Source organism: Serratia sp. CY76391 (genome assembly GCF_052166695.1).
In the GTDB taxonomy this organism is placed as follows: domain Bacteria; phylum Pseudomonadota; class Gammaproteobacteria; order Enterobacterales; family Enterobacteriaceae; genus Serratia; species Serratia nematodiphila.
In genome coordinates, this window is the sequence record NZ_JBJNOJ010000011.1 from 1 (window position 1) to 14,894 (window position 14,894).

16 protein-coding genes are annotated in these 14,894 nt (G+C 59.2%); 10 read left to right on the forward strand and 6 right to left on the reverse strand.

Features of this window, described 5'->3' with window-relative positions:
* Positions 1 to 172, reverse strand: a 172-nt coding sequence (locus tag ACJ8PN_RS19520; RefSeq protein ID WP_442535167.1) for a GntR family transcriptional regulator, incomplete at its 3' end; no start/stop codon positions are given.
* A gap of 95 nt (positions 173 to 267) precedes the next feature.
* On the opposite strand from ACJ8PN_RS19520, the gene ACJ8PN_RS19525 reads away from it, so the two are divergent.
* From ACJ8PN_RS19525 to nrdF, 5 genes are all read left to right on the forward strand, one after another.
* Complete coding sequence (locus ACJ8PN_RS19525; protein ID WP_442535163.1) at positions 268 to 699, forward strand: carboxymuconolactone decarboxylase family protein; 432 nt, start codon at positions 268 to 270, stop codon at positions 697 to 699.
* A gap of 273 nt (positions 700 to 972) precedes the next feature.
* The gene (gene nrdH, locus ACJ8PN_RS19530; RefSeq protein WP_004928934.1) at positions 973 to 1,203 is read left to right on the forward strand and encodes a glutaredoxin-like protein NrdH; all 231 of its coding nucleotides are present in this window, start codon (positions 973 to 975) and stop codon (positions 1,201 to 1,203) included.
* Between the two features lie 9 nt (positions 1,204 to 1,212).
* Positions 1,213 to 1,617 carry a class Ib ribonucleoside-diphosphate reductase assembly flavoprotein NrdI gene (gene nrdI / locus ACJ8PN_RS19535; protein WP_015378865.1) on the forward strand — a complete coding sequence of 135 codons (405 nt, stop codon included), beginning with the start codon at positions 1,213 to 1,215 and terminating at the stop codon, positions 1,615 to 1,617.
* Entirely contained in the window at positions 1,599 to 3,743 is a 2,145-nt protein-coding gene (gene nrdE, locus ACJ8PN_RS19540) for a class 1b ribonucleoside-diphosphate reductase subunit alpha (protein WP_072062341.1), read from the forward strand. The genes nrdI and nrdE overlap by 19 nt, the downstream gene beginning before the upstream one ends.
* An 8-nt stretch (positions 3,744 to 3,751) precedes the next feature.
* Positions 3,752 to 4,723, forward strand: a complete 972-nt coding sequence (gene nrdF / locus ACJ8PN_RS19545; RefSeq protein ID WP_442535164.1) for a class 1b ribonucleoside-diphosphate reductase subunit beta — start codon at positions 3,752 to 3,754, stop codon at positions 4,721 to 4,723.
* A 61-nt stretch (positions 4,724 to 4,784) separates the two neighbouring features.
* On the opposite strand, the gene ACJ8PN_RS19550 is transcribed toward nrdF, so the two are convergent.
* The 3 genes from ACJ8PN_RS19550 to ACJ8PN_RS19560 all read right to left on the reverse strand — a co-directional run bounded on the left by ACJ8PN_RS19550 (position 4,785) and on the right by ACJ8PN_RS19560 (position 6,891).
* The gene (locus ACJ8PN_RS19550) at positions 4,785 to 4,988 is read right to left on the reverse strand and encodes a DUF1289 domain-containing protein (protein ID WP_351109222.1); all 204 of its coding nucleotides are present in this window, start codon (positions 4,986 to 4,988) and stop codon (positions 4,785 to 4,787) included.
* 64 nt (positions 4,989 to 5,052) lie between these two features.
* Positions 5,053 to 5,793 (reverse strand): SDR family oxidoreductase, encoded by a 741-nt coding sequence (locus tag ACJ8PN_RS19555; RefSeq protein ID WP_442535165.1) that lies wholly within the window; start codon positions 5,791 to 5,793, stop codon positions 5,053 to 5,055.
* A 153-nt stretch (positions 5,794 to 5,946) separates the two neighbouring features.
* Positions 5,947 to 6,891: an MBL fold metallo-hydrolase gene (locus ACJ8PN_RS19560; RefSeq protein WP_351109226.1), complete on the reverse strand. Its 945-nt coding sequence runs from the start codon at positions 6,889 to 6,891 to the stop codon at positions 5,947 to 5,949.
* Positions 6,892 to 7,097: 206 nt separating this feature from the next.
* On the opposite strand from ACJ8PN_RS19560, the gene ACJ8PN_RS19565 reads away from it, so the two are divergent.
* The gene (locus ACJ8PN_RS19565) at positions 7,098 to 8,069 is read left to right on the forward strand and encodes a patatin-like phospholipase family protein (RefSeq protein ID WP_351109228.1); all 972 of its coding nucleotides are present in this window, start codon (positions 7,098 to 7,100) and stop codon (positions 8,067 to 8,069) included.
* Between the two features lie 98 nt (positions 8,070 to 8,167).
* Here the strand turns inward: ACJ8PN_RS19565 and ACJ8PN_RS19570 are convergent, their stop codons facing one another.
* The gene (locus ACJ8PN_RS19570) at positions 8,168 to 9,523 is read right to left on the reverse strand and encodes a 2-hydroxycarboxylate transporter family protein (protein WP_351109230.1); all 1,356 of its coding nucleotides are present in this window, start codon (positions 9,521 to 9,523) and stop codon (positions 8,168 to 8,170) included.
* Positions 9,524 to 9,849: 326 nt separating this feature from the next.
* Here ACJ8PN_RS19570 and ACJ8PN_RS19575 point away from each other — a divergent pair, with 326 nt between their 5' ends.
* Both ACJ8PN_RS19575 and ACJ8PN_RS19580 read left to right on the forward strand, forming a co-directional pair.
* Positions 9,850 to 11,442 (forward strand): ATP-binding protein, encoded by a 1,593-nt coding sequence (locus tag ACJ8PN_RS19575; protein ID WP_261126212.1) that lies wholly within the window; start codon positions 9,850 to 9,852, stop codon positions 11,440 to 11,442.
* A 32-nt stretch (positions 11,443 to 11,474) separates the two neighbouring features.
* Entirely contained in the window at positions 11,475 to 12,161 is a 687-nt protein-coding gene (locus tag ACJ8PN_RS19580) for a response regulator (RefSeq protein WP_171454624.1), read from the forward strand.
* Positions 12,162 to 12,177: 16 nt separating this feature from the next.
* Here ACJ8PN_RS19580 and ACJ8PN_RS19585 read toward each other — a convergent pair whose 3' ends face one another.
* The gene (locus tag ACJ8PN_RS19585; protein ID WP_131165109.1) at positions 12,178 to 12,441 is read right to left on the reverse strand and encodes a hypothetical protein; all 264 of its coding nucleotides are present in this window, start codon (positions 12,439 to 12,441) and stop codon (positions 12,178 to 12,180) included.
* A 126-nt stretch (positions 12,442 to 12,567) separates the two neighbouring features.
* Here ACJ8PN_RS19585 and proV point away from each other — a divergent pair, with 126 nt between their 5' ends.
* Positions 12,568 to 13,770 carry a glycine betaine/L-proline ABC transporter ATP-binding protein ProV gene (proV, locus tag ACJ8PN_RS19590; protein WP_171454625.1) on the forward strand — a complete coding sequence of 401 codons (1,203 nt, stop codon included), beginning with the start codon at positions 12,568 to 12,570 and terminating at the stop codon, positions 13,768 to 13,770.
* Positions 13,763 to 14,869 carry a glycine betaine/L-proline ABC transporter permease ProW gene (proW, locus tag ACJ8PN_RS19595; RefSeq protein WP_004928897.1) on the forward strand — a complete coding sequence of 369 codons (1,107 nt, stop codon included), beginning with the start codon at positions 13,763 to 13,765 and terminating at the stop codon, positions 14,867 to 14,869. Before proV ends, proW begins: the two co-directional genes overlap by 8 nt.
* Positions 14,870 to 14,894 lie beyond the last annotated feature (25 nt).

The window sequence follows — 14,894 nt, forward strand, 5'->3', positions numbered from 1 at the left end:
TGGCGCGCGCCACGCCAAGATCGCTCGCCAACCCGCGTACCGAAGGCAGCCGGCTGCCCGCCGCCAGGTTGCCCTGGGCGATGGCGTCTTTGATTCGCAGATAAATCTGCCGGTACAGCGGTTCGGCGAGCCGGCTGTCCAAACGCAGCGAGGTCAGGAAAGTTGGCATCATGGCCCTGTTAAATAATCATTTTATGGCCCTATAGCATAGACCATAAGGCCGCTAAAGTAGCGGCATGATTTCGTTACTATCGATTGAGGTTGACCATGATTAAGCAACGTTTGAATTACGCCGAGCTGGCGCCCGCCCCGTACAAAAATATGGTGAGCGCGCTGATGGCGCTGGAGAAAGGCGCTCTGGACAAAGCGACCATCGAGTTGATGTTTATGCGCGTTTCGCAGATCAACGGCTGCGCCTACTGCCTGGACATACACGGCAAAGCGCTGCGCGAAAGCGGCTTCAGCCATGCCAAGCTGGATACGCTGGCGGGCTGGCGCGTCAGCCATGAATTCAACGAGCGTGAACGCGCGGCGCTGGAATGGGCCGAGTCGGTGACGCTGATCGCCGCCACCGGCGCGCCGGACAGAGCTTTTGAGGCGCTGAAAGCGCACTTCAGCGATACCGAGATCGCCGATCTGACCTTCGCCATCAGCATCATGAACGCCTTCAACCGGCTGGCCGTCAGCATGCGCCAATAATGCGTTCGCCTCCCCCTCTTCTCTGAGAGGGGGGAATTTCCCACCCGCAAAAAAATTTTCCCCTCGCCTTCCCAGCTCCGACGCGGTCTGCGCACCCAACCCCATAAAACACCATATATAGCGTGGTTGATAAAACAAACATCAACATATAGTATTTTATAGGTCAACCGCAGGGAATGTCGTTCGGTTGATAACGCCGTCAGAAACGCCAGGAACGATGCTCCGTTCTCTGACTTGTCCGCCTTTCCTTCAGCCTAAAGGTAAATGCGAATCATGAGCATTATTATTTACAGTAAGCCGGACTGTGTCCAGTGCAACGCCACCTATCGCGCATTTGATAAGCAGGGGATTGATTATCAGGTGATCGATCTCACCCAGGATCAGCAGGCGCTGAACCACGTTAAATCATTAGGTTATCAGCAGGTTCCGGTGATTATCGCCGGTGACGATCACTGGTCCGGTTTCCGGCCGGACAAAATCGGCGCGCTGGCGCTCACCTGCTGAGGTTCGACGATGAATCCGCTGGTCTATTTCTCCAGCAGTTCGGAGAACACCCACCGATTCGTTGAGAAACTGGGCCTGCCGGCGATCCGCATTCCGATCGCCGGCGCCCGCAGCAAATTGCTGATGGAACAACCCTATATCTTGATCGTGCCCAGCTATGGCGGCGGCAGCGCCGTCGGCGCGGTGCCGATCCAGGTGATCCGCTTTCTCAACGTTCCGCAAAACCGTTCATACCTGCGCGGCGTCATCGCCGCCGGGAACACCAACTTCGGCGCAGCGTACGGCATCGCCGGCGACATCATCGCCAAAAAATGCCAGGTGCCTTTTTTGTACCGCTTCGAGCTGCTCGGCACCGCGCAAGACGTTGAAAACGTTCGACAGGGAGTAACCGCATTTTGGCAACGACAGAACTGACCAGGCCCGAGACGGGCGCGCTGGATTACCATTCGCTCAACGCGATGCTCAATCTTTACGATGCGGAAGGCCGGATCCAGTTCGACAAGGATCGGCTGGCGGCGCGGCACTACTTCCTGCAGCACGTCAACCAAAACACCGTGTTCTTCCATAACCTGGAGGAAAAGCTGCGCTATCTGGTGGAAGAAGGCTACTACGAGCCGCAGGTGCTGGCGCAGTACGAGTTCCCGTTTATCAAGCAGCTGTTCCAGCAGGCCTACGCCAAAAAATTCCGCTTCGAGACCTTCCTCGGCGCCTTCAAGTACTACACCAGCTATACGCTCAAAACCTTCGACGGCAAGCGCTATCTGGAACGCTACGAAGACCGGGTGTGCATGGTGGCGCTGACGCTGGCGGCGGGCGACACCGCCCTGGCGCAGGATCTGGTGGAGGAGATGATTTCGGGCCGCTTCCAGCCGGCCACGCCGACCTTCCTCAACTGCGGCAAACGCCAGCGCGGTGAGCTGGTCTCCTGCTTCCTGCTGCGCATCGAAGACAATATGGAATCGATCGGCCGGGCGGTGAACTCCGCGCTGCAGCTGTCGAAACGCGGCGGCGGCGTGGCCTTCCTGCTGAGCAACATTCGCGAGGTGGGCGCGCCGATCAAACGCATCGAGAACCAGTCCTCCGGCGTCATTCCGATCATGAAAATGCTCGAAGACGCCTTCTCCTACGCTAACCAGCTCGGCGCGCGCCAGGGAGCCGGCGCGGTGTATCTCAACGCCCACCACCCGGATATCCTGCGTTTTCTCGATACCAAGCGGGAAAACGCCGACGAGAAGATCCGCATCAAGACGCTGTCGCTGGGGGTGGTGATCCCGGATATTACCTTTGAGCTGGCGAAGAACAACGAAGAGATGTACCTGTTCTCGCCCTACGACGTCGAGCGGGTGTATGGCATGCCGCTGTCTGAAATCAGCGTCAGTGAAAAATACCGCGAGATGGTGGACGACAAGCGCATCCGCAAGTCGCGCATCAACGCGCGCGAGTTCTTCCAGGTGCTGGCGGAGATCCAGTTCGAATCCGGCTACCCGTATGTGATGTTCGAGGACACGGTCAACCGGGAGAACCCGATCGCCGGGCGCATCAACATGAGCAACCTGTGTTCGGAGATCCTGCAGGTCAACCGCGCCAGTACGTATCATGAAGATCTGAGCTACGATCGCATCGGCAAGGACATCTCCTGCAACCTCGGCTCGCTGAACATCGCCAAAACCATGGACGCGCCGGACTTCGGCAAGGCGATCGAGACCGCGATCCGCGCGCTGACCGCGGTGGCCGACATGAGCGATATCCGCTCGGTGCCGTCGATCGCCGAAGGCAACCGCAGCGCCCGCGCCATCGGTCTCGGCCAGATGAACCTGCACGGTTACCTGGCGCGCGAGCGCATCTTCTACGGCTCGGAAGAAGGCATCGACTTCACCAATCTCTATTTCTATACCGTGGCCTATCACGCCATCCGCGCCTCGAATCGGCTGGCGATCGAACGCGGCGGCGCCTTTGACGGCTTTGAGCACTCGCGCTATGCCAGCGGCGAGTACTTCGACAAGTACACCGAGCGCGACTGGCTGCCGCAGACCGAGCGGGTGCGCGAGCTGTTCGCCGCCGCCGGTATCGCCATTCCGGGCCGCGACGAGTGGCGCGCGCTGCGCCAGTCGGTGATGATGCACGGGTTGTACAACCAGAACCTGCAGGCGGTGCCGCCGACCGGTTCCATCTCGTACATCAACAACGCCACCTCCAGCATTCATCCGATCGTTTCGCGCATCGAGATCCGCAAGGAAGGCAAGATCGGCCGCGTTTACTACCCGGCGCCTTACATGACCAACGACAACCTGGCGTATTACCAGGATGCCTACGAGATTGGCCCGGAGAAAATCATCGATACCTATGCCGCCGCCACGCAACACGTCGATCAGGGGCTGTCGCTGACGTTGTTCTTCCGCGATACCGCCACCACCCGCGACATCAACCGCGCGCAGATCTACGCCTGGCGCAAAGGCATCAAGACCATTTACTACATCCGCCTGCGCCAGATGGCGCTGGAAGGCACCGAGGTGCAGGGCTGCGTGTCCTGCTCGCTGTGAGGCAACTTATGACGACCGTAACATCGGCGCCGCTGGTGCGCGCCATCAACTGGAACATCATCGAAGACGACAAGGATTTGGAGGTGTGGAACCGCCTGACCTCCAACTTCTGGCTGCCGGAGAAGGTGCCGCTGTCCAACGATATCCCCTCCTGGGCCACGCTGACGCCGAAGGAGCAGCAGCTGACCATTCGGGTGTTCACCGGGCTGACGCTGCTGGACACCATCCAGAACACCGTCGGCGCGCCGGCCCTGATCGCCGATGCGCTGACGCCGCACGAAGAGGCGGTGTACTCCAACATCAGCTTTATGGAGGCGGTGCACGCCCGCTCTTACAGCTCAATCTTCTCCACCCTGTGCCAAACGCCGGACGTGGATGACACCTATCGCTGGAGCGAGGAAAACCGCGCGCTGCAGAAGAAAGCCGGCATCATTCTGGCGCACTACCGCAGCGACGATCCGCTGCTGAAAAAAGTCGCCAGCGTCTTCCTCGAGTCGTTCCTGTTCTATTCGGGCTTTTACCTGCCGATGTACTGGTCCAGCCGCGCCAAGCTGACCAACACCGCCGATCTGATCCGCCTGATCATTCGCGACGAAGCGGTGCACGGCTACTATATCGGCTATAAGTTCCAGAAAGGGCTGGAGAAGGTGGACGCCGCGCGGCGCCAGCAGGTGAAAAACTTCGCCTTCGATCTGCTGCAGGATCTGTACGACAACGAGGTGCGTTACACCGAGGAGCTGTACGACGGCGTCGGCTGGACGGAAGACGTGAAGACCTTCCTGCACTACAACGCCAACAAGGCGCTGATGAACCTCGGGTATGAAACGCTGTTCCCACCGGCGATGGCGGAGGTCAACCCGGCGATCCTGTCGGCGCTGTCGCCGAACGCCGACGAAAACCACGACTTCTTCTCCGGCTCAGGGTCGTCCTACGTCATCGGCAAGGCGGTCAACACCGAGGATGAGGACTGGGATTTCTGAGGCTGGCTAGCCGTATCAGGAATAAACCTTCACGGGAGTGCGGCGTGTCGAGCTCTCGCGACTATGTGTTTTGCTTGAATTCCGCACGCAGCTCAAGCCGCCGCCAGATAGCGCGTTTCTCCGCGTCGCTGGCGGTCGGCCAGGCGGCGATCTCCGCCCGCGTGCGCCGGCATCCGCGGCACTGCTGGGTTTCGTCGTCGATCCGGCATAGGCTGACACAGGGCGATTTGACGCCAAGATGGGATTGCTGAGTGTGGCCCGCCATACGTTGCCCTTGATGTGATATGTTCCACCACAGGATACTCGATCCTGCGGCGGCGCGTCGCCAATCAGATGATGCCGCCGTTGGCGCGCAGGGTTTGGCCATTGATCCAGCCGCCGTCGGCCCCGGCGAGGAAAGCCACCGCCGCGGCGATATCCTCCGGCGTGCCCAGGCGTTCCAACGGCGCCATCTTCGCCAGCCGCTCGATAAGCTCCGGGGTTTTGCCGTCGAGGAACAAGCCGGTGGCGGTCGGCACCGGCGCGACGGCGTTCACCGTGATATTGCGGCCGCGCAGCTCTTTCGCCAGCACGCTGGTCAGCGCTTCGATCGCCGCCTTACTGGCGGCATACATGCCGTAACCCGGCTGCAGCAACCCCACCACGCTGGAGGAGAAGTTGATGATGCGGCCATTGTCGCGCAGGCGCTTCGCCGCCTCGCGCATCGCATTGAAGCTGCCTTTCAGGTTGATGTCGAGCAGGCGATCCACGTCTTCATCCTTCATGTCCGCTATCGGCGCCAGCGCGATCACTCCGGCGTTATTGACCAGCACGTCGACGCCGCCAAACGCCTGTTCAGCACTGTCGAACAGCCGGACGACCGCAGACGCATCGCTGACGTCGGCCTTGACGCTCAAGGCGCGGCCGCCGCGCTGTTCTATCTTGCCCACCAGCTCATCGGCCGGCGCCGGATTGCCTGAATAGTTGATGATGACGGTAAAGCCATCGGCGGCCAGACGCTCGGCGATGTCCGCGCCGATGCCACGGGATGCGCCGGTGACGATGGCGACAGGAGGCGTTTTCTGGTTCATCGGGAGATCCTTAAAGAAAGCAACGGGCAGAGCGTTAATCATGCACTGTTTATCACGGCGAATCAGCCCCGATTCTCTGGCATCATCATCCCAAATTATCGAACAATGCCGCTGGGCTCTGTTCGATGGCCGCCCAACGGGCGGCCATCGCCGTTACAGCGCGCCGTAATTCAGCGGCACCCAGTTGTACCCTTCCCCCTGGCGGTTCAGGTAGCCCAACCCCGGGAACGACAGGTGCGCGCCCCCCACCAGCTCGCTCTGCCGCGCGCTGTCGCCAAATATCCGCAGCCGCTGAGCGACCGCCGCCTTGGCGTCATTATCAAAGCTGATAGCCACCTTCGGATGCGGCATCTGCACCGCCGCCACGTGGATCAGATCCCCCAGCAGCAGCAGCTTCTGGCCCTGGCTGGTCACCTGATACACGCTATGCCCCGGCGTATGGCCGTGGGCGGCAAAGGCGGCAATGCCCGGCGAGAGTTCACCGTCGCCGCTGAACGGTTTAAAGTGGCCGGCCGCCTGGTATGGCTTGATCGCCGCCTGGGCCCGTTCGAAGTTGCTTTTACTCTCTGCTTTGGCCTGTTTCAGTTGGTCCGCGCTCAGCCAGAAGTCCGCGTCCTGGCTGGCGGCGCGCACCAGCGCATTGGGGAATACCGCCTTGCCGTCGTGCGTCAGGCCGCCGAGGTGATCCGGGTGCATGTGGGTCAGGTAGATTTCATCCACCTGCTCCGGCTGGTAGCCCGCCGCGCGCAGGTTATCCACCAGCTTGCCCAGGCCACCGCCCAGCAGTTGGCCGGCGCCGCTGTCAATCATCACCAGCTTGTCGCCGGTGTTGATCAGATAGGCATTGACCGAGGTGACCACCGGCAGGCTTTGATGCTGCTCGGCCAACCCGGCGGCGATCTGCTGCGGCGTGCTGTTCAGCAACAGCTTGTCCGCCGGCAGGCGAATGATGCCATCGGACAACGCAGTCACTTCAAAACTGCCCAGCATGATGCGGTAAAATCCCGGCGTCGGGGTTTTGGCCTGCGGCGCGGCGGCCCCGGCCTGTAATGACATAACGGCCAGCGCCGCACCCAGCAGACAACGTTTCCAGAACATGATGACTCCTTGCGAGAATTGAACAGCGCTAAGTATTGACGCAAAAAGCCCGATGCGCCTGTTTAATAAATGCCTTTGATAAATATATAAACAATATATTTATTATTAATAATTTTGTTTGCCGCCCCACACAACCCCAATCAATATTTTCGGGTTCACGACTTCGTTATTTTTCTTACTCCCTAAACCAAGAGTGAGGAAATATCATGAACTATCAATTCGAAAACCTGGTCTTTGAAGGCGGCGGCGTAAAAGGCATCGCCTATGGCGGCGCGCTGGAACTGCTGGAAGCCAAAGGCATCATGCCGCAGATCAAGCAAACCTCCGGCGCCTCGGCGGGCGCCATCGCCGCGCTGCTGGTCGGTCTGGGCTGCAGCTCGGCGGACGTCACCAAAATTCTGTCGGCGATGGATTTTAAAAAATTCCTCGATTATAACGGCGGTTTTTTCGGTACGCTCCAGGACGCCTATCGCCTGTTCAATCAATACGGCATCGCGCCCGGCGATTATTTCTATCAATGGTCACGCGATATTATCAAGCAATATACCGGCAACCCGGATATTACTTTCGAACAGTTCGAAGCGATGAAGGCGGCGAAAGGGTTCAAGTCGATTTACTTTATCGGCGCCAACCTCAACAGCGGCCAGCGCGAAGTTTATTCGCACCGCACTACGCCGCGCATGAAAGTGGCGGACGGCCTGCGCATTTCGATGTCGTTCCCGTTCGCCTTCGTGGCGAAGAACAATACCCTGGGCGACCTGTGCATCGACGGCGGCATGATCGACAACTACCCGGTGCGGCTGTTCGACTATGACTTCTCCGCCACACCGCCTTACATCGACGCCTCCAGCCAGCGCATCAATACCCGAACCCTGGGCCTACGCCTGGACTCCGCCGGTGAAATCGCCCAGGCCGCCGGCCAGGCCGGTCCGCGCACGCCGGTCAACAACCTGTTTGATTTCACCCAGGCGGTGGCCAACCTGGTGCTGGACATCCAAACCAAGGTGCACCTGGACAGCGACGACTGGAAGCGCACCGTGTATGTCGACACGCTCGACGTCGGCACGCTGGAGTTCGGCATCAGCGAGGAGAAGAAACGCGCGCTGATCGAATCCGGCCGCCGCGGCGTAGAGCGCTACTTCGCCTGGTATGACGCCGCCATGAAACAGGCGGCATAACCGACGTTTCCCCTGCCCGCGCGTCTGGCCGGCGCGCGGGCAAAAAAAATCCCCGCGGGGGCGGGGAAAGGCAAAGTAACGCTAAGGATTTATAGGAGTTATACGAAGAACTTGGCTAACACCAGCAGCGACAGCGAGACGTTGATAGCGCCACCGATACGGGTTGCGATCTGGGCGAACGGCATCAACGACATGCGGTTGCCGGCGGTGAGGATCGCGACGTCGCCGGTCCCGCCCTGCCCGCTCTGGCAGCAGGAGACAATCGCCACGTCGATAGGGTGCATGCCGATTTTCTTGCCGACGAAGAAACCGGTCGCCACCAGCGCGCTGACGGTGGTGACGATCACGATCAGATTCTGGACGGTGAACGCATCCACCAACTCCTGCCACGGCGTGATGGCCACCCCGACCGCGAACAGGATCGGATAAGTCACGGCGGTGCGGAAGAATTTGTACACCACCTGCGAGCCTTCCTGAATGCGCGGCGACACCCCGTGCGCCAGTTTCACCGCCACGGCGGCGAACAGCATGCCCACCGGCGCTGGCAGGCCGATCAGGCGGTGCAACAGCATGCCCACCATATACAGCAGAATGGCCAGCAACGCGCCGCAGGCGATGGTGCTGACGTCCACCTTGCCACTGATTTTTTCCACCGCGTTCATGTTGCTGCCGCCCTGCTTGCTCGGCATCAGGTTGCCTTCGCCGGTCAGATGCGGATAACGCTTGCCCAGTTGGTTGAGCAGGCCGGCGATGACGATGGCGGTCAGGCTGCCGAGCATCACGATCGGCAGAATGCGCCCCAGCGCCACGCCCTGCTCCATGTGCAGGATCGCCGCGTAGCCCATCGATAGCGGGATCGCCCCTTCACCCACGCCGCCGGCCATGATCGGCAAGATCAGGAAGAAGAAGATCTGGAACGGCTCCAGGCCCAGCGCCATGCCGACGCCCATCCCCACCAGCATGCCGACGATCTCGCCGCACAGCATCGGAATGAAGATGCGCAGGAAACCCTGGATCAGCACCTGGCGGTTCATGCTCATGATGCTGCCGACGATGATGCAGCAGATGTAGAGATAAAGAATGTTGGTCGATTTGTAGAACTTGGTGGTAGATTCCACCACCACGTCCGGCAACAGGCCATAGTGCACCAGCGCGGAAGGAATAAAGGTGGCGCAGATCGCCGCCGCGCCCATTTTGCCGATCAACGGCAGGCGTTTGCCGAATTCGCCGCAGGCGAAACCGAAGAACGCCAGAGTGGCCACCATCACCACGATATCGCTCGGCAATTTGCCTTCCAGGCAGTCGAGCAGAATCAATACGCCGGCCAGAATAAAGAACGGTAACGGAATAATCCCTACTTTATAATTGTCCAGTATCCGCCACCATTTCTCACGCAGAGGAATATCGGCGGTCTTGTCTTTGGCTACGAGGTAAGAATCATCTGTTGTGCTCATAATCTGGCCTCTTATTAGTTTGTTCAGCCATCATAGAGAAGCGCACGGATTATCTGCTGTGATTATGTTCAAAGTTAAAAAGGGTTTTTAATGGTGGTTATGGTTTCTATGGGGTTAATTAAGATTATGTAAAAACCGGCGTGGTTTTAATGGTGTTAATACCGTTTTTATTTTAAAGCTTATCAATTTTATCGCAGGCGAACAATTCTCGTCCGGTTCACTCTAATCCCGTGTGAAGGATCACAAGTTGATCGGACGCAATATTACAGACCCCGCTTCTCGTGATAGGGTAAGGTTTCAGGATCTCTTTACGGTGAAGCTCCGCCATGCGCCTCAAACTCTCATTTCAAATCAAGCTGTTTCTGTGCCTGGTGGCCTTCTCCTGCCTGCTGCTGACCTGTATCGGCGCCTACACCTATTACCAGTTGGATGCGCAGCTGCACCGCGATCTCGGCGCCCGCGCCCAGGTGCAGGCGCGGGAAATCGCCCTCATTCCTTCGCTGGTGGACGCAGTGGAAAAACACGACGCCGCCAGAATTGCCGCGCTGATGAAAAAAATCCGCGCCAGCAGCGACGCCAGTTATATCGTCATCGGCGATAGTCATGCCCGCCACCTTTATCATTCCGAATACGAAGGCCGCCTGGGCACGCCGATGATCGGCGGCGATAATAAAGAGGTGCTGGAAGGGAAAAGCATTATTTCCATTCGCAAGGGCGGCATTGGCGTTTCATTGCGCAGCAAGGCGCCGATCCTGGATGAAAATAATCACGTGATCGGCATCGTTTCCGTCGGCTATTTGAAATCGCACATAGATAATTTAAATGCCAGGACGTTGACGCAAATTATCGGCTCCATCGTCCTGCTGCTGATCGCCCTGTTCGTCTTTTCCTGGCTGCTGTCGAAAAACCTCAAGCGCCAGATGTTCTGGCTGGAACCGAAAGAGATCGCGCTGCTGGTGCGCCAGCAAAAAGCGCTGCTGGAAGCCATTTATGAGGGCGTGATCGCCATCGATCCGCAGCTGCGGATTATCACCATCAACCATGCGGCGCGCGAGCTATTGGATCTGCACCAGCCCGCCGCCAGCTTGCTGGGCCGGCCGATCGGCGAGGTGATCCAGGCGCAGCCGGACTTCTTCGCCGCCGCGCAACTGGGCCAGGATACGCACGACGAGGTGTGCCGCTTCAACCACGTGCGGGTGATCGCCAGCCGGGTGCGCATCATGCAGGAGCAGGAGCTGCAAGGCTGGGTGATCAGCTTCCGCGACAAAAACGACATCAATACCCTGAGCAGCCAGCTCAGCCAGGTGAAACGCTATGCCGACAACCTGCGCATCATGCGCCACGAGCAGCTGAACTGGACCGCTACGCTGGCCGGGCTGCTGCATATGCAGCGCTACGACGAGGCCATTCGCTACGTAGAAGCCCAATCCGAGGGCGCGCAGGAGATCCTCGATTTCATCTCGCAGCGCTTCAGTTCGGCGGCGCTGTGCGGCCTGCTGCTGGGCAAATATTCCAGCGCCAGAGAAAAAGGCATCGAGCTGCGCTTCGATCCGGCCTGCCAACTGCGGCAGATCCCGGCGGCGCTGAATGAGACCGAACTGATGTCGATCGTCGGCAACCTGCTGGATAATGCGGTGGAAGCGACGCTGCACTGCCCGGCGCCGCACGACGCGATCGAACTCTATATCAGCGATGGCAGCGACGAGCTGGTGATCGAGGTGGCGGATCGCGGCACCGGCATCGCCGAGGAGATTCGTGATACGCTGTTTGAACAGGGCGTCACCACCAAAGCGGATAAAAGCGACCACGGCATCGGCCTGCATCTGGTCGCCAGCCATGTGGCGCAGGCGCACGGCAGCATAGAAGTGTCGGACAACGAGCCGCACGGCGCGATATTCTCTATATTTATCCCTAAATAAAACCCATAACCCGATTTTTTGAGCACCCGATTATGTCACACCTAGCACTGGACGTTCTGATCGTGGAAGACGAGCCGCAACTGGCGACGCTGCACGCGGAGTTCATCGAGAAAAATTTCAACCTGCGGGTGGTGGCTTACGCCGCCACGCTGGCCGAAGCGCGGGCCAAAGCCAACGCGTATCAGCCACGGCTGATCCTGCTGGATAACTTCCTGCCGGACGGCCAGGGCATCGAGTTGATGGAAGAGCCGGCGGTGAAGAACCCCGCTTGTTCGGTGATCTTCATCACCGCCGCCAGCGACATGCATACCTGCAGCCAGGCGATCCGCAACGGCGCCTTCGACTACATCATCAAGCCGGTGTCCTATAAGCGACTGCGCAATTCGCTCGAACGCTTCATGCAGTTCGTGCAGACCCAGCGCACCTTCAAGATCATCGATCAGGACAACGTCGATGCGCTGTACAACCTGCAGTCGAAGCAGTTCTCCAGCGAGCCGAGCGCCAAAGGCATCGAAACCAATACCCTCGAGCTGGTGCAGGCGCTGTTTATCGCCCAGCCGGCGGTGGCGCATGCGGTGGAAGACGTGGTCGAACAGGTCGGCATCAGCAAGACCACCGCCCGCCGGTATCTGGAATATTGCGTTGCCACCCAGTTCGTGCGGGTGGAGATGCTGTACGGCAATATCGGCCATCCGCGCAGGCTGTATCGCAAGGCCTGAGGCTGCCATCTGGCTGTCATACTAAGGCGATAACATGACGCCCGACGATATCCCCCTCGATATCGGCACCTGTCGTTAAAATTGATGAAATACTGATGACTTTTACCCGGCCTCTGGTCGGGTTTTTTATTATCCGAACGGCAGGCGCGGCGCCAAAATATCTCTCTGCGCCACACCGTATTATTTTCCCAAAAACCAAACCATTATGCCGAATAATGGCCGTCAATTTTGAGTCACGGGCCAAATTACCATAACTAATTAAAACCTTGATGTAAACCACTAATATCCCATTTAAATGACATTGAGGGTTGTCTCAGATATTCACTGTGTTAGGGTAAAAAGCTCTTTTATTTTGCTAAGGACAGCCCATAACGCGTTAATTAAACCAGAGGAAACAGCAAATTGCATGGCAATTAAACTCGAAGTAAAGAACCTGTATAAGATATTTGGCGAACACCCGGAACGCGCATTCAAACTGCTGGATAAAGGTCTGACAAAAGATCGGCTGTTTGAAAAAACCGGCTTATCGCTCGGCGTAAAAGACGCCACTCTGGCCATTGAAGAAGGCGAGATATTTGTCATCATGGGGCTCTCCGGTTCCGGCAAGTCCACCCTGGTACGCCTTCTCAATCGTCTGATAGAACCCACCCGCGGTCAGGTGCTGATCGACGGTGAGGACATCGCCAAAATATCTGACACCGCGCTGCGCACCGTGCGGCGAAATAAGATCAGCATGGTATTCCAGTCATTCGCGCTAATGCCGCACATGAATGTCCTGAATAACACCGCTTTCGGTATGGAGTTAGCCGGCATACCGCTGCAGGAGCGCCAGGAAAAAGCGCTGGATGCCCTGCGTCAGGTCGGGCTGGAGAATTATGCGCTGTCTTATCCGGATGAATTATCCGGCGGTATGCGCCAGCGCGTAGGATTAGCCCGCGCGATGGCCAATAACCCGGATATATTATTGATGGACGAAGCCTTCTCGGCGCTCGATCCGTTAATTCGCACCGAAATGCAGGATGAGCTGGTGAAATTACAGGCTCAGCATCAGCGCACCATCGTGTTTATTTCCCACGATCTGGACGAAGCGATGCGCATTGGCGATCGCATCGCCATCATGCAGGGCGGTGAGGTGATCCAGGTCGGCACGCCGGACGAGATCCTGAACAACCCGGCCAACGACTATGTGCGCACCTTCTTCCGCGGCGTGGACATCAGTCATGTATTCAGCGCCAAGGATATCGCCCAACGGCGCCCGGTGACGCTGATCCGCAAAACCCCCGGTTTTGGCCCCCGCTCGGCGCTGCAGCTGCTGCGCGATGAGGACCGTGATTATGGTTATGTTGTTGAACGCGGGAAGAAATTTATCGGCGTGGTGTCGATAGAGTCGTTGAAAAAGGCGCTGTCCGCCAATCAAACGCTGGACGATGCCCTGCTCGAGGCCCCCGCCGCCGTGCCGGCCGACACGCCGCTCAGCGATCTGATTTCCCTGGTCGCCCAGGCGCCGTGCGCGGTGCCGGTGGTGGGCGAAGAACATAACTATCTCGGCATCATCTCCAAGGCCATGCTGCTGCAGGCGTTGGACAAAGAGGGCTCAACCAATGAGTGATACCACGCAAACCCAAGATCCCTGGGCTACCGCACCGGCCGATACCGGCGCCGCACCTGCCAGCGATGCCGCCGCCAACGCCGGTGACGCCTGGTCCAGCGCGCCGCCGCCGGCCGCACATGACGCCGCCGGGCAAAGCGCCGATTGGCTCAGCGGCGCCCCGGCGCAGCCGGAGCACTTCAGCCTGCTCGATCCGTTCCACAAAGCCTGGGTGCCGTTCGACACCTGGGTCACGCAAGGCATCGACTGGCTGGTGCTGCACTTCCGCCCGCTGTTCCAGGGCATCCGCGTGCCGGTGGACATGATCCTGAGCGGCTTCCAACAACTGCTGCTGGGCATGCCGGCGCCGATCGCCATTCTGGTGTTCTCGCTGCTCGCCTGGCAGGTCTCGGGCCTCGGCATGGGCGCCGCGACGCTGCTCTCCCTGATCGCCATCGGCGCCATCGGCGCCTGGTCGCAGGCGATGGTCACGCTGGCGTTGGTGCTGACCGCGCTGTTCTTCTGCATCCTTATCGGCCTGCCGCTCGGCATCTGGCTGGCGCGCAGCAAGCACGCCGCCAAGGTGATTAGGCCGCTGCTCGACGCCATGCAAACCACTCCGGCCTTCGTCTATCTGGTGCCGATCGTCATGCTGTTCGGCATCGGCAACGTGCCGGGCGTGGTAGTGACCATCATCTTCGCACTGCCGCCGATCGTGCGTCTGACCATTCTCGGCATCAAGCAGGTGCCGGAGGATCTGATCGAGGCCGCCGAATCTTTCGGCGCCAGCCCGCGCCAGCTGCTGTTCAAGGTGCAGCTGCCGCTGGCGATGCCGACCATCATGGCCGGCGTTAACCAGACGCTGATGTTGGCGCTGTCGATGGTGGTCATCGCCTCGATGATCGCCGTCGGCGGCTTGGGCCAGATGGTGCTGCGCGGCATCGGTCGGCTGGACATGGGCCTGGCCGCCGTCGGCGGGGTCGGCATCGTGATCCTGGCGATCATTCTCGATCGCCTCACCCAATCGCTGGGGCGCGATCGCCGCAGTAAAGGCATCGGCCGCTGGTATCGCCGCGGCCCCATCGGGTTACTGACTCGCCCGTTCATCAAGCAAGCCTGACGCTTTTCCCGCCGGCGGCTGCGGC